Annotated in this window: 13 protein-coding genes; 7 read left to right on the top strand and 6 right to left on the bottom strand. The window is 58.2% G+C overall.

Annotated elements, in window-relative coordinates:
• Window positions 1-210 precede the first annotated feature (210 nt).
• Complete coding sequence (locus Q9R34_RS17050) at window positions 211-1,404, top strand: zinc-dependent alcohol dehydrogenase (RefSeq protein WP_485895241.1); 1,194 nt, start codon at window positions 211-213, stop codon at window positions 1,402-1,404.
• 38 nt (window positions 1,405-1,442) lie between these two features.
• On the opposite strand, the gene Q9R34_RS17045 is transcribed toward Q9R34_RS17050, so the two are convergent.
• Window positions 1,443-1,790: a hypothetical protein gene (locus Q9R34_RS17045; RefSeq protein ID WP_485895239.1), complete on the bottom strand. Its 348-nt coding sequence runs from the start codon at window positions 1,788-1,790 to the stop codon at window positions 1,443-1,445.
• Between the two features lie 30 nt (window positions 1,791-1,820).
• Window positions 1,821-1,994, bottom strand: coding sequence for a hypothetical protein (locus Q9R34_RS17040; protein WP_485895237.1), 174 nt, complete (start codon window positions 1,992-1,994; stop codon window positions 1,821-1,823).
• Between the two features lie 239 nt (window positions 1,995-2,233).
• Between Q9R34_RS17040 and Q9R34_RS17035 the strand changes: the two genes are divergently transcribed.
• Together Q9R34_RS17035 and clcA are read left to right on the top strand one after the other, a co-directional pair.
• Window positions 2,234-2,911: an SOS response-associated peptidase family protein gene (locus tag Q9R34_RS17035; protein WP_434123388.1), complete on the top strand. Its 678-nt coding sequence runs from the start codon at window positions 2,234-2,236 to the stop codon at window positions 2,909-2,911.
• Window positions 2,912-3,000: 89 nt separating this feature from the next.
• Window positions 3,001-4,401, top strand: a complete 1,401-nt coding sequence (gene clcA, locus Q9R34_RS17030; RefSeq protein WP_485895235.1) for a H(+)/Cl(-) exchange transporter ClcA — start codon at window positions 3,001-3,003, stop codon at window positions 4,399-4,401.
• On the opposite strand, the gene Q9R34_RS17025 is transcribed toward clcA, so the two are convergent.
• Genes Q9R34_RS17025 through fdhF form a run of 4 tightly spaced genes read right to left on the bottom strand, consistent with a single transcriptional unit; the run spans window position 4,398 to window position 10,159 of the window.
• Complete coding sequence (locus Q9R34_RS17025; RefSeq protein ID WP_485895233.1) at window positions 4,398-5,342, bottom strand: cytochrome d ubiquinol oxidase subunit II; 945 nt, start codon at window positions 5,340-5,342, stop codon at window positions 4,398-4,400. The genes clcA and Q9R34_RS17025 overlap by 4 nt on opposite strands.
• Entirely contained in the window at window positions 5,339-6,706 is a 1,368-nt protein-coding gene (locus Q9R34_RS17020; protein WP_485895231.1) for a cytochrome ubiquinol oxidase subunit I, read from the bottom strand. Before Q9R34_RS17020 ends, Q9R34_RS17025 begins: the two co-directional genes overlap by 4 nt.
• The gene (locus tag Q9R34_RS17015; RefSeq protein WP_033748956.1) at window positions 6,699-7,187 is read right to left on the bottom strand and encodes a DUF1641 domain-containing protein; all 489 of its coding nucleotides are present in this window, start codon (window positions 7,185-7,187) and stop codon (window positions 6,699-6,701) included. Before Q9R34_RS17015 ends, Q9R34_RS17020 begins: the two co-directional genes overlap by 8 nt.
• Window positions 7,187-10,159: a formate dehydrogenase subunit alpha gene (gene fdhF / locus Q9R34_RS17010; protein ID WP_485895229.1), complete on the bottom strand. Its 2,973-nt coding sequence runs from the start codon at window positions 10,157-10,159 to the stop codon at window positions 7,187-7,189. The genes Q9R34_RS17015 and fdhF overlap by 1 nt, the downstream gene beginning before the upstream one ends.
• Window positions 10,160-10,499: 340 nt before the next feature.
• On the opposite strand from fdhF, the gene Q9R34_RS17005 reads away from it, so the two are divergent.
• The 4 genes from Q9R34_RS17005 (at window position 10,500) to Q9R34_RS16990 (ending at window position 13,487) form a co-directional block, all read left to right on the top strand.
• A complete protein-coding gene (locus tag Q9R34_RS17005) occupies window positions 10,500-11,708 on the top strand; it encodes a zinc-dependent alcohol dehydrogenase (protein ID WP_434123394.1) in 1,209 nt (402 codons plus the stop codon).
• 103 nt (window positions 11,709-11,811) lie between these two features.
• Window positions 11,812-11,973 (top strand): hypothetical protein, encoded by a 162-nt coding sequence (locus Q9R34_RS17000; protein ID WP_485895227.1) that lies wholly within the window; start codon window positions 11,812-11,814, stop codon window positions 11,971-11,973.
• A gap of 114 nt (window positions 11,974-12,087) precedes the next feature.
• Window positions 12,088-12,780, top strand: a complete 693-nt coding sequence (locus Q9R34_RS16995) for a hypothetical protein (protein ID WP_485895225.1) — start codon at window positions 12,088-12,090, stop codon at window positions 12,778-12,780.
• Between the two features lie 227 nt (window positions 12,781-13,007).
• Window positions 13,008-13,487: an Hcp family type VI secretion system effector gene (locus Q9R34_RS16990; protein WP_485895223.1), complete on the top strand. Its 480-nt coding sequence runs from the start codon at window positions 13,008-13,010 to the stop codon at window positions 13,485-13,487.
• Window positions 13,488-13,588 lie beyond the last annotated feature (101 nt).

Here is a 13,588-nt window from a genome sequence, read left to right as displayed (position 1 = left end):
TATTTTTTTAAGCGTTTTACTAAGCGTTCGCCGTCTCGCCTGATTGCGCAACAGCCGCCGCGCTTGCTTTACCTGTATCTGCGGCCAGGCTTAAACCATCTCCGTCTTCCACGCCCGCCATCCCTGAAACGTCCGGGAAGTGCGCCTCCGGCGTGGAATTTCCGTGTTGCGTCATGGCGACCGGCACACTCATCAAGAAAGGATGTTGATATGAGAGCTCTGACCTATCATGGCCCGCACCGGGTTCGCGTTGAAACCGTTCCCGATCCTGTTCTGCAGGAGCCGGACGATATTATTTTGCGCGTGACGGCCACGGCGATTTGCGGCTCTGACCTGCACCTCTATCGCGGCAAGATTCCCGGTACCGAGCATGGCGAAATCTTTGGCCATGAATTTATGGGCGAAGTGGTCGAAGCGGGCTCGGCGGTGACCAGTGTCGCCGTCGGCGATCGCGTGGTGGTGCCCTTTGTCATCGCCTGCGGCGACTGCTTTTACTGCCACCGGCATCAGTATGCCGCCTGCGAAACCACCAACAGCGGCCGCGGCGCCATCCTGAACAAGAAGAACATTACGCCGCCGGCGGCGCTCTTCGGCTTCAGTAATCTTTACGGCGGCGTGCCCGGCGGTCAGGCAGAGTATGTGCGGGTGCCGAAAGCGAATGTCGGCCCGTTTAAAGTGCCGCTGACGCTGCCGGACGATAAGGTGCTGTTCCTGTCCGATATCCTGCCGACCGCCTGGCAGGCGGTGCAGAACGCCGGTCTGGATAAAGGCTCCAGCGTGGCGATTTTCGGTGCGGGTCCGGTAGGTCTGCTTAGCGCCGCCTGCGCCCGCCTGGTCGGCGCAGAAGAGATTTTTATGATCGACCATAACAATTATCGTCTGGAATTTGCCCGTCAGCGTTACGGCGTCACGCCAATTAACTTTGACGATATCGACGACCCGGCGGCATGGATTATCGAGCATACGAAAAATAACCGGGGCGTTGACGCGGTGATCGACGCTGTCGGCTTTGAAGCGAAAGGGAGCCTGACCGAGACGGTGTTAAGCAACCTTAAGCTGGAAGGCAGCAGCGGCAAGGCGCTGCGCCAGTGTATCGCCGCCGTCAGGCGCGGCGGCGTGGTCAGCGTGCCGGGCGTCTATGCCGGCTTTATTCACGGCTTCATGTTCGGCGACGCCTTCGACAAAGGGCTGACGTTCAGGATGGGACAGACCCACGTGCAGGCCTATCTGCCGCGCCTGCTGTCGCTGATTGAGCAAGGACTGCTGACGCCGGAAGAGATCGTTACCCACCATATGCCCCTTGAAGACGCCGCGCACGGCTATGAGATCTTTGAGAAGCGCAAAGATGACTGCCGTAAGGTCATTCTGGTGCCCGGCATGGCGTCGCAGCGCGCCGCCAGCTAACCCGGTTGTCCAGGCTGCCGACGGCAGCCTGGCAGCGGTTAACGCACGATACCTTCATCGCTGTCGTTGAGCTCCGACAGTGAAATTTCGCGCGACGGCGCGTTATCAAGACGGTCGCCATATTCGCCGCGCACGTCCGGCAGGCTGGTGAACTGCCCGTCGATAAATAAAAAGCTCAGGTGCCGGGCAACATCATTCAGCATCTCTTCAGGCTCATTTTCCGTGGTACCTTCCACCTCTTTGCCGTCGAGCTGCCAGCGCAGCTTACCGCCCACCAGCTCGGCCCCGCCGATATCGACCACATGGCCGTCGATATTTTCCACCAGCAGGCGAGACTGGCAGTAATAAAGCAGGTATGGCATCAGGTCACGTTTATTTTCAGACATCTTTTCTCCTGCGGCAGACAATTTCTGCTGTTAAAAATGGAAATAATAACGTAGCGCATAGATCGCCCAGTAAATGGCGTTTGCGACCAGGTAAATCCAGCATCCCCAATAGGCGACGGGCTCACGTTTGGTTCGGAGTTTGGGCAGGAAAGCCAGCAGATAACCGGCAGCAGCGATAAGCGAAACGAAATAGAAAAACTTCATCTTCCCTCCTGAAAGTCATTTATTTAATAGAAGGATAGTCAGTTTTTTGGGTAGAAGCGGAGATGGGGAGTAAATAGGTTTCAGGCTCGGTTTAAGCGCTGCGCTTAATAGCGGAATAATTTTTTCGCACTATCACTCTAAATAGGGGCTCTTACGCGCCCGTCACAGCATTGCCTGGTTTATGCATCAACTAAAACAGATCGCCAGATATAGCTATGCTTACAGCGGAGGTAACAACTATGTGTGGACGCTTTGCGCAGTATCGCAGCCGGAACGACTATTTTGACGCGCTCGGCATCGCCGACGACGAGCTGATTTACGATCCCGAGCCGATTGCACGCTACAACGTCGCGCCCGGCACCCGCGTGCTGTTGCTTAACATGCGCGACGCGCATCTGCATCTCGATCCGGTATTCTGGGGTTACGGCCCCGAGTGGTGGCATAAGCAGCCGCTGATTAACGCGCGCAGCGAGACCGCGCCTACCGGGCGCATGTTCAAGCCGCTGTGGCAGCACGGCCGTGCCGTCGTGCCTGCCGACGGCTGGTTCGAATGGAAAAAAGAGGGGAGCCGCAAGCAGCCCTTTTTTATCTACCACCCGCAGCGCGAGCCGCTCTTTTTCGCCGCCATCGGCAAGGCGCCCTACGATAAGGCGCACGGGCATGAGGGTTTCGTTATCGTCACCGCGGCCAGCAACAAAGGCATGGTAGATATTCACGACCGTCGTCCGCTGGTGCTGCGCGCCGACGCGGTCGGGGAGTGGCTCAGTGAGGAAACCTCGCCCGAACGGGCGCAAGAGATCGCCGGGCAGGCGGCGCTGCCGGAGACGGCATTTCGCTGGCACCCGGTCACGAAGAAGGTCGGTAATATCCGCAATCAGGGCGAAGAGATGATTGAGGAGAGCAGCGAAGCGGAGTAGCTGCCCCGCGTCCGCCATCAAACGATCGCAATGCAGGACGGAAAATGGCGATTGCAGTACACTTCACCTCTCCTTTTCTGCAGCAGTGAATGACAGTGAATAACGAAACGCACTCCTCAGTGAATGTTCCTCAGTCAATCCCGGCACGCAACCGCATGTTCCGGGCGTTGCTTAACCGCGACAAAACCCCTGTCGCGGTGCTTATCTCCGCCGCGCTGGTCGGCGTTATCGTTGGGCTGGTTGGCAGTACATTCGCCAGCGCGGTCCATTGGGTGCAGCAGTGGCGTCTGTCGCTGGCCGATCCGACGCTGCTCAGCGGCTGGAGGCTCTACGCACTGGTGTTTATCCTCTCCGCGTTGCTGGCGATGGTGGGTTATTTTCTCGTGCGGCGTTTTGCGCCGGAGGCCGCAGGCTCCGGCATCCCGGAAATTGAAGGCGCACTGGAAGAGCTGCGTCCCGTGCGCTGGTGGCGCGTTATCCCGGTGAAGTTTTTCGGCGGGATGGGCACGCTGGGCGCGGGCATGGTGCTGGGTCGCGAAGGGCCAACGGTGCAGCTTGGCGGCAACATTGGCCGCATGGTGCTTGATCTGCTGCGTATCCGCAGCGACGAAGCGCGCCACTCGCTGCTGGCGACCGGCGCGGCGGCCGGGCTGGCGGCCGCCTTTAACGCGCCGCTGGCGGGCATACTTTTTATTATCGAAGAGATGCGGCCGCAGTTTCGCTACAACCTGATCTCTATCAAGGCGGTCTTTACCGGCGTCATTATGGCGAGCATTGTCTTTCGCCTGCTCAACGGCGCGCATCCGGTCATCTCCGTCGGCAAACTGGCGGATGCGCCGGTAGAAACGCTGTGGCTCTACCTGGTGCTGGGGATGCTGTTCGGCATGGTGGGCGTGCTGCTCAACCGACTCATTTTTCTCTTTCAGGACGCCTTCGCACGCCTCTATGCCGGGCGGATCTGGCGCGCGGTGGCCATCGGCGGCGCGCTCGGGGGCGGCTGCGGTCTGCTGGCGCTGTGGTTCGCACCGGGCGCAGGCGGCGGGTTTGAGCTGATCCCGCTGGCGACCGGCGGCCACTATACTTTTGGCGTGCTGCTGGTGATCTTTGCGGTGCGGATGTTCACCACCCTGCTCTGCTTCAGCTCTGGCGCGCCAGGCGGTATTTTCGCGCCCATGCTGGCGCTGGGGACGGTGCTGGGCACCGCCTTCGGCGTGCTGATGGCGGACCTTTTCCCGCTCTACCATCTGCAGCCCGCCACCTTCGCCATCGCCGGCATGGGCGCACTGCTGGCCGCGTCGGTGCGTGCGCCGTTGACCGGCATCGTGCTGGTGCTGGAGATGACCGATAACTATCAGCTGATCCTGCCGATGATCGTTACCGGGCTGGGCGCGACGCTGCTGGCGCAGTTCCTTGGCGGCAAGCCGCTCTACTCTTCTATTCTGGCGCGCACCCTGGCGCGTCAGCAGCAAACGGAGAGCGGCAAAGCCTAACGCATTTTGCCGCGGAACACCCAGAACGCCCAGCTGTGATAGATCAGCGTCAGCGGCATCACGATGGCGGCGCCGATCAACACAAAGCGTTGCGTCGCCGCCGGCGCCGCGCTGCGGTGCAGATCCTGCTGCCAGGGGATCAGCCAGGGATAGAAACCGCAGGCGACGCCGGCAAACACCGCCGTAATCAGCCCCAGCGTCAGCGCCAGTTGCCAGGTCGCCCGGCCGCGCCACAGCGCCAGCAGTTGGGCAAGCCAGCAGAGGAAAATCAGCGCGGCGGCGATTTTGCCCGGCCAGCGCTGCCAGGCAGTCATCCAGATGTCTCGGTTGAGCAGCAGCACCGACAAAAACAGCACCAGTGAAAGCACCCAGCAGAGCCAGGCCAGCGCGCTGGCACGCTCCTCAACATCCCCGCCGATGCGCCAGCGGATCCAGCAGCAGCCAAGCAGGAGATAGATCACCACCAGCCCCAGCCCGCACAGCAGCGGCGTCAGAGAGAAGCCAATCTCCAGGCCTCGCTGCGGCTCTGCGCTGAAGACCACGCCTGCGCACCAGCCCTGCAGAAAGGCCGCCACTGCCGAACTGGCGCACATTAGCCTGTCCAACCAGTGGCGAAACGTCTCCTGCGCCTGCGCGCGATATTCCAGCGCCAGGCCGCGCAGAAACAGCGCCAGCACCATGGCGAAAACCGGTCCGCAGAGTGCATTGAACAAAAGGCTGTAGACCGCCGGGAAGAGTGCGAACATGCCGCCCGCCAGCAGCACCAGCCAGGTTTCGTTGGCGTCCCAGATGGGCAGGATGCTGTTCACCATCCGCCTGCGCTGCGACTCCTCGCGGAAGCAGGGAAAGAGCATACCGACGCCGAGATCGGTGCCGTCAAGCAGCACATAGATCAGCATCGACAGCAGCAGCGCCAGCGCGGCAAAATCAGCGAGCGTCATGGCGATGTCCTGATCTCTTGAGTGACAACGTCACGCTCAGGCGGCAGCGGCGCTGAGACCAGCCGCAGCAGATAGCGCAGCCCTAACGCAAAGCTCGCGCCATAAACCACCACGATGGCGGCGAGTACCGCCACGGTGGTAGAGAGCGGCAGCGCGGAGATGCTGTCAGCAGTGCGGAGCATGCCGTAGACCGTCCAGGGCTGACGGCCGATTTCTGTTACCAGCCAGCCTGAGAGCATGGCAATAAAGCCTGCCGGTGAGAGCCATACCAGCATGCGCAGCAGACGGCGCGAGGTTGACAGCCGCCCGCGCCAGTGCTGCACGTTTGCCACCAGGCTGGCGAGCAGCATCACCACGCCCAGCCCCACCATCAGACGAAAAGCGAAAAAAACCGGCGCGACCGGCGGCAGGTTTTGCGCATCAAATTCGCTGAGACTTTTGATGTGGCCGGTCAGATTATGGCGTAAATAGAGCGAGGCGATATCGGGGATCGCCACCTCCAGCCGGTTGCGCTGCGCCTGCTGATCGGGCCAGGCGAACAGCCGCAGCGGTTCACCTCGGTTTGCCGCTGGCGGGTGCCAGCTGCCTTCTATCGCCGCCAGCTTGGCAGGCTGATGCGCCAGCGTATTCTCCCCGTGCAGATCGCCGACGACGATCTGCAGCGGCACCGCCACCAGCGTGAAGCTGAGCGCGGCCGTCAGCATGCGCCGCGCAGCCTGTTCCTGAACGTTGTGCAGCAGACGGCGCGCCGCTACGCCCGCGATCATAAAGGCCACGGCGATCAGCGAGGCCAGCAGCATATGGCTAAAGCGGTAGGGAAAGCTGGGTGCCGACAGCACCATCGCCCAGCTTTCCGGCAGAAAGCGCCCGCTCTCGTCGCGGATAAAGCCGGTGGGTGTCTGTAGCCAGGAGTTGGCGGCGAGGATCCAGAAAGCGCTCAGCAGCGCGCCGAGCGTCACGAAACAGGTGACGATAAAGTGCAGGCCCGGTTTAATTTTGCCCATACCGAACAGCATGACGCCAGTCAGACCCGACTCAAGAAAAAAGGCCACCAGCACTTCATAGAACAGCAGCGGACCAATGACCCCGCCGACCTTTTGCGACAGCCCGGACCAGTGCGTGCCAAACTGGATCTCCATTATGATGCCGGACACCGCACCGATCGCCACCGTCAGCGCAAAGACCTTGAGCCAGAAGTGCAGCGCCTCGCGCGCGCCCGGCTGCTTTCCCCACAGCCAGCGCGCTTCGAACCAGAGCAAAAAAGGCGCCAGACCAAGCGTCAGCGCGGCCAGCGTAATGTGCATCCCCATGGTGAGTGCGAACTGGCCGCGCGACAGCAGCAGCACCCATTCCGCGTCACTCATTGCTCGGCTTTCCGCTGTAGCGGGTGATCGGCTTCTCCTCCTCGCGCTGCATGCCGGCGGAAAAAGCCTCCAGTGCGGCGAACAGCGGCCGCAGTCCCTGCCACAGTTTTTCGTCACTCAGCAGATGCAGCACGCCGCGCAGGCCTGGCGCGGCATGGCCCTCCTGCTGCGTAGCGTCGCTGGCGGGCTTCATTGCCATCGCCGCGTCGCGCAGCGCCAGCAGAATATGGTTGAGCCGCTCGGGCGGAATAGTGCTCAGCGTCATCAGGATTAGCGATATATTCTGCAGGGCGCTCTGCGTGCCTGGCCGGTTCAGGCCAGCCACCAGAATTTTGCCAATATCGTTATTGGCCTTGATGGCGTCATTGGCCAGCCGCAGAAAACCGTGCTCATGCAGGTTTTCCACCAGTTCATCCATCGCTTCCTGCGCGGTTTTCTCGGTGCGCGTTGGCGGCACGGTATAGGAAAGGCGTTCAGCCATTAGAATTTCTCCGGATGTTCAACGTGTTCAGGCGGCTCAACATAGCCCGCCTGCTGCCATTTCTGCTCAATGGGCAGATGATCCAGCGGCGTGCGCTGGCCGTGGCGGAAATTATGGCGTGGGATAGGGCTCGGCTGCGGCGTGCGCGCCAGTTTGGTCATGCTGACGGCAATCTCTTTATAGGCCGGGGTATTGACGTCAGGATCGTGATGCTCGCCCGTGAGGCCGTTGACGCCCGGCTTACCGTGATGAATAGGGATAAAGAGTACGTTGCCCGCTACGCGATCGGTCACCACGACCGGCACCTCTACCGTGCCGCGCCGCGATGTCAGCGTGACCCACTCGCCCTCCTGCAGGCCGCGCGCCTGCGCCAGCTGCGGCGAGATCTCCACAAACCAGTTTGGCGAGAGCGACATCATGCGGCCGCCCTGGCCGGTCTGGTTCGTGGACTGGAAATGCTCCAGCATGCGGCCGTTATCCAGCATCAGATCGTACTGCTCATCCGCCTCTTCCAGGGGCGGCTGCCATTTCAGCGGATAGAGCCGCGCCTTGCCGTCCGGAAACTTGAATTTCTCGGTATAGAGCAGCGGCGTGCTCTCGCCGTCCGGCGTCACCGGCCAGATCTGCGACTGCCAGCCCACCAGCCGCTCGTAGCTGACGCCGGCGAAGATCTCCGCAATGCCGGCCGCTTCCGCCATAATCGCGCCCGGGTTGGGGTAGTTCCAGTGGTGGCCCAGCCGTGCAGCCAGCTCGGTAAAAATCCACCAGTCGGGACGGCTGTCGCCCAGCGGCGCCATTGCGGGTGAGAAGTGCTGGATGCGCCGCTCGGTATTGACGAATGTGCCCTCTTTTTCCACGCTCGGCGCGCCGGGCAGCACCACATCGGCGAACTCGGCGGTGCGGCTCATAAAGATATCCTGCACGACCATGAAGTCGAGACGGCTGAAGGCTTCATGTACTTTGGTGGAATCCGCGTCAGAGAAAGCGGTCTCTTCGCCGGTGATATACATGGCGCGCAGTTTCCCTTCGTGCGCCTGCTGCACCATCATAAAGTTATCTGCGCCGGGCTGGTCAGAGAGCGCCTCCGGCGTCACGCCCCAGGCGCGCGCCCATTTTTCGCGTATCGCTGAATCGGAGACTTTTTCATAACCAGGATAAACGTTGCTGAGGCAGCCGAAATCACTCGCGCCCTGCACGTTGTTATGGCCGCGCATCGGATAGCCGCCGGTGCCTGGGCGCCCGTAGTTGCCGGTCACCAGCAGCAGGTTCGAAAGCGCCGTGCTGGTGTCTGCGCCGTGGCTGTGCTGGGTAATGCCCATCGCCCACAGCAGGCACACGCTGCCCGCCTGGCCGATCATCTCCGCCGCCGAGGTGAGCGCTTCCACGCTCAGGCCGGTGACCTCACTGGCGAACGCCAGGGTAAAAGGCGCCAGCGACGCGCGATACTCCTCGACCTGATTGACGCGCTCCGCCAGGAATGCCTCGTCGGCATAACCGTGATCGAACATATACTTCGCCATCGCCGAGGCCCACACCATATCGGTGCCTGGCTTGATGCGCAGGAACTGGTCGGCGCGCTCGGCCATCTCATGTTTGCGCGGATCCACCACCAGCAGCTTCTGCCCGCGATGCTTGTGGCTCTGCTTGATGTGCGAAGCAATGACCGGATGGTTCTCCGCCAGGTTGCTGCCGACGGTGATGATCAGCTCGGTTTTTTGCAGGTCGCGGATGGTGCCTGCGTCGCCGCCGTAGCCAACAGTGCGAAACAGCCCTTCGGTCGCCGGGTTCTGACAGTAGCGCGACGAGTTATCGACGTTATTGGTGCCGAAAATCAGGCGGGCGATTTTCTGCGTCAGGTAGGCCTCTTCGTTGCTGGCCTTGCTGGAGCCGATAAAGCCGATAGCGTCGCCGCCGTGCTGACGCGCCACGTCGCGCAGTCCCTGCGCCACGCGATCCAGCGCCTCGTCCCAGCTGGCGGGGCGGAAGCGGCCGTTTTCGCGGATCAGCGGCGTGGTCAACCGCTGCGGGCTGTTGACAAAGTCCCAGCCGAACTTGCCTTTTACGCAGGTGGAAATGCCGTTGGCGGGCGCATCCGCGACCGGCTGCACCTTGAGGATATGACGATCGCGCGTCCAGATCTCGAAGCTGCAGCCTACGCCGCAGTAGGTGCAGACCGTTTTGGTGCGCTTAATTTCCGCCTGACGCAGCGCATCATCGATCAGCGAGATGCCGGTGATCGGCTCCATGCCAATGCTGTTCTCCAGCGATTTGACGAAGTCAATCATCGGACGTTTCAGCCCTTCATCCATCGCCGTGAATGGCCCGGCGTCGGGCTGCATGGTCTTCTCCAGCAGCGCGTTACAGGGGCAGACCGTGACGCAGTGGCCGCAGCTGACGCAGCTCGAACCAGCGATCTGCGTGCCGCCGTCCCACAGGACGCGCGGATGCTCCTGGGTGTAGTCGATGCTCAGCGTCTCATTCACTTCGACGTTCTGACACGCCTCGACGCAGCGCCCGCAGAGAATGCACTGGTCAGGATCGTAGGTATAAAAGGGGTTGGAATGATCTTTGCTGGTGGGCTTGCGCTGGTAGGGGTAATACTGAATCGGGATATGCATATCCGCAACGGTGTTATGCAGCGTACAGTCGCCGGTGTTGTGCTCGCAAACCGTGCAGTAAAGCTCGTGGCGATTCAGGATGCGGTCCATGCCTTCCTGCTGCGCGGCGCGCGGCCACTCCCCTTCGCTGTTGATTTCCAGACCCTGGAAGGTGCGCAGCGTGCAGCCGCGCACCTTTTCGCCATTGGCTTCCACCCAGCAGACATCGCAGCTCTCCAGCGGCTGCAGCGCCGGGTGGTAACAGACATGAGGAAGTTTTTTTCCCTGCTCGGTGAGAAAGTCGATCAAGGGCTGATTAACGGCGCCGACCAGGGGCTCGCCATTATAAATAATGGTACAGGTTTTTTCTGACATTTAACGCCTCGTTCTCGACATTGCAATTAGCCTTTGCCAGCGTGCTTCTGTTTGTTATGTAAAGTTATGTTCTCAGCTTAGCGACTATTAAATTGCCTGCCATTTAGCGGCTTCACTTATTAATGTCATCCTGACTAAAATTGCAGCAATCCGCCTGCCCGAATAAAGTGAAACGCATTATTTTTCAACAAAATAAAATTTTTTCTTATCGCGATCCCAAAAAGTGTTAAATATTACTAACCGGTGCGTTTATTTTTTTTCGGCAAGTTTTCTGACGCTTTCTATACTTTTTAGTCCGGCTGGTTTCCAGCAGAGGGTAATTAAGCGGCAGAGGTAAAAAATGAAAGCATTAGTCTGGCACGGGGTGGGCAATATTCAGCTGGATAACGTTCCCGATCCGCAAATCGAACAACCCAGCGATGCGGTCATTCGTATTACCGCCTCGGCGATCTGCGGGACGGATTTGCACTTTATTCGCGGCACCTTTAGCGATATGCAGCCCGGTACTATTCTGGGTCACGAGGCGGTCGGCATCGTTGAACAGGTAGGAGACGAGGTGCGCAACTTCAGTCCGGGCGACCGCGTGGTGGTCTGCTCCACCGTCTCCTGCGGCGTCTGTCCGCCCTGTCGCGCCGGGCATACCGCGCAGTGCGACAACGCCAACCCCAACGGCCCGGAAGCGGGCACCTGCTTTTTCGGCGGTCCGAAGGCCACCGGGCCGGTGAACGGCTTGCAGGCAGAGAAAGCTCGTATTCCTTACGCCGCCAATACGCTGGTAAAAATTCCTGACGGCGTGACCGACGATCAGGCCATTTTAATCAGCGATATTTTTCCGACCGCCTGGTTCGGCGCCGAGCTGGCCGATATCACCCGCGGCGATATCGTGGTGGTGTTCGGCTGCGGGCCGGTCGGGCAGTTCGCCATCGCCAGCGCCTTGCTGATGGGCGCAGCGCGGGTCATTGCGGTAGACTGCCATGCGGATCGGCTGGCGATGGCGCGCCAGCAGGGGGCGTTCCCGGTTAACTTCGAACGCGAAGATCCGGTGGAGGCGATCAAAAATCTGACCGGCGGCACCGGCGCGGACTGCGCCATCGACGCAGTAGGCGTTGACAGCCAGCACGCTCATCACGGCCCGGCCAGCGAGGAAGCCGAAGAGAAGGCGGAGAAATTCGCTCAGGAAGTGGAGCAGGTAGCGCCGGAAACCCATCCGCAGGATGGCAACTGGGTGCCGGGCGATGCGCCGACCCAGGCGCTGGAGTGGGCGATCGCGGGCGTGAAAAAGGCGGGCCGCATCAGCATCATCGGCGTGTATCCTCCCACGGCGGAGATCTTTCCCATCGGCAAAGCGATGAACAAGAACCTGACGCTCAAAATGGGCAACTGCAACCACCATACCCATATCCCCTCTCTGCTGGAGCTGACGCGCAGCGGCGTTATCGATCCAACCAAAGTGCTGACCAAAGCCGAGCCGATTGAAGAGGTCATTAAGGCTTATGAGGCGTTTGATAAGCGTGAGCCGGGCTGGATTAAAGTAGAGCTGGAGACCTGAGCAACTGATAGCTCGTGTTTTGTAGTCAATCTCTGACAACGTCCCGTTCGGGGCGTTTTTCGTTTAACGGGCAGAGCTTATACGCGGCGCGACGGATATCTGTGTGAACAGGCATCGATACACCGCAGACGTTAGAACGGACGTGCCGGGTATCGGCTACGACGAGTTTAGCGTCAAGGCGCGCGAGGCGTTGGTAAGCCAGCATCCGCGCAGCGCCGCTTTTAACGTCAACCAGCCAGGGACAATTTCGCTGTTTACATATTAACCATAAAAACCTTATATTTAGCATAGCTTTCTGGGTGCCTGTCCTTGTTTTGCCATGAAGCCCAGAGCTAAGAGAGAGTAAACCCAGTGATTCTACAGCCAAAAGGAGAGGGCTATGTATTACAAAGAGGAAATTATCCGTTATTTGCAATCCAATAACATACTGGCCTTAAAACTCGACCATGCTTTAGCAGGCGTAGGCGATTTCGTTTCGAATCAGATAGACTCGATTGGTGCAGGCGCAAAGCGCGCGCTTTATTACAGTTCATGTTTTACTGAAGAATATCAGGAGGTTTGTAAGCAGCAAAAGAATGAAGATGTCAGATTTATCAAAGGCCTCAACCATCTTTTTCAAAACAGAGATGTCATACATGAAATCTTGATGATATATTTTGATGAAGTGCTCAGAAATAAAGAAAAAGAGCAATTAGAGCACATTAAAAATATTCTAATGACCGCTAATATTCATATTGCTGTAAACTCTCTAACCAAATCTGGATTCGTTTTAGCTACGGCTACCTGTGTTTCTATAGGGATGAATCTTAACCTTGACATGAGAGCAATAGCTGGGCGTACAGTAGGGGTCGCAGTAACTGTATCTGGATTATATGGCATTGTTCAAAAGGCGGCTGATAGCGCTGAGCGTCTTCGCATTTGCTATCCTGCATTCTATTCAACTCTCTATGCTAATGAACTTGAAATGCTTTATTTCCTGGTGGAGCCATTATTTGTTCGTGCACACGCGCTTAATGCTGAAAGAACATCAGATACAGACATTGCCAACATCATCAAAAGAATGATTGGGTAGCAAAAATGTTATTTATTAAGAAGGCTTTTTTATGGCTGTTTCAACAGCTATTATCGCTTTATGGGCCACCACTTTGCATTATCATTTTTGCAGTTATTTTTTTTCAAGTCTTTCCAGAGGGGCCTCTATGGCCTGTTGGTATATTCACTATATTAATTATTTTCATATTTGGCCGATATATAAAATGGTGATAGTTTTGTAAGATCACATCTTTATAAGGAAATACTATGTCTACTCCCGCACACCTGTGGCTTGAAGATGAAAACGGATCACCTGTTATTGGTGGTTGCACAATGCCACAGCGCTTAGGCTCTATCGAGTTAAAGTCTTTCTCTCACGGCGTAACTATTCCAGGAGATCCGAACTGGGGAAAGTTAACGAGCACCCGTATTCATAGCCCAGTCACAATAGTAAAAGAGTTTGACAGAACTACCCCGATTCTTTATCGCGCTGTATGTGAAGGGCGCCCAATGAAGAAAGCGACGATGAAAATGTATCGTATTCTGGAAGCGGGTATAGAAGTCGAATATTTCAATATCATTTTGGAAAATGTAAAAATCACTACCGTTTCACCCTACCTTGCACCTAACGCCATAAGCAGTACCCATCTGGAAACGCTGGAGATGCGCTATGAAGCTATTACATGGAAATATGTCGACGGGAATGTTATCTACCGCGACACATGGAATGAGCGCGCGATGGCCTGAAGATGATTTCTAAACCGCGCCTGCCCTCCTGGCGTGCTGCGGCGGTTGAACGCCATCCTCCTGCTGAAGTTGTCGCTATCAGCAAAGGCCTGAGCCGGTTG

It is taken from the genome of Enterobacter sp. BRE11 (assembly GCF_031844285.1).
Lineage (GTDB): Bacteria > Pseudomonadota > Gammaproteobacteria > Enterobacterales > Enterobacteriaceae > Pantoea.
The sequence above is the reverse complement of the archived record's forward strand: the minus strand, read 5'-3'. Positions and strand labels throughout refer to the sequence as shown.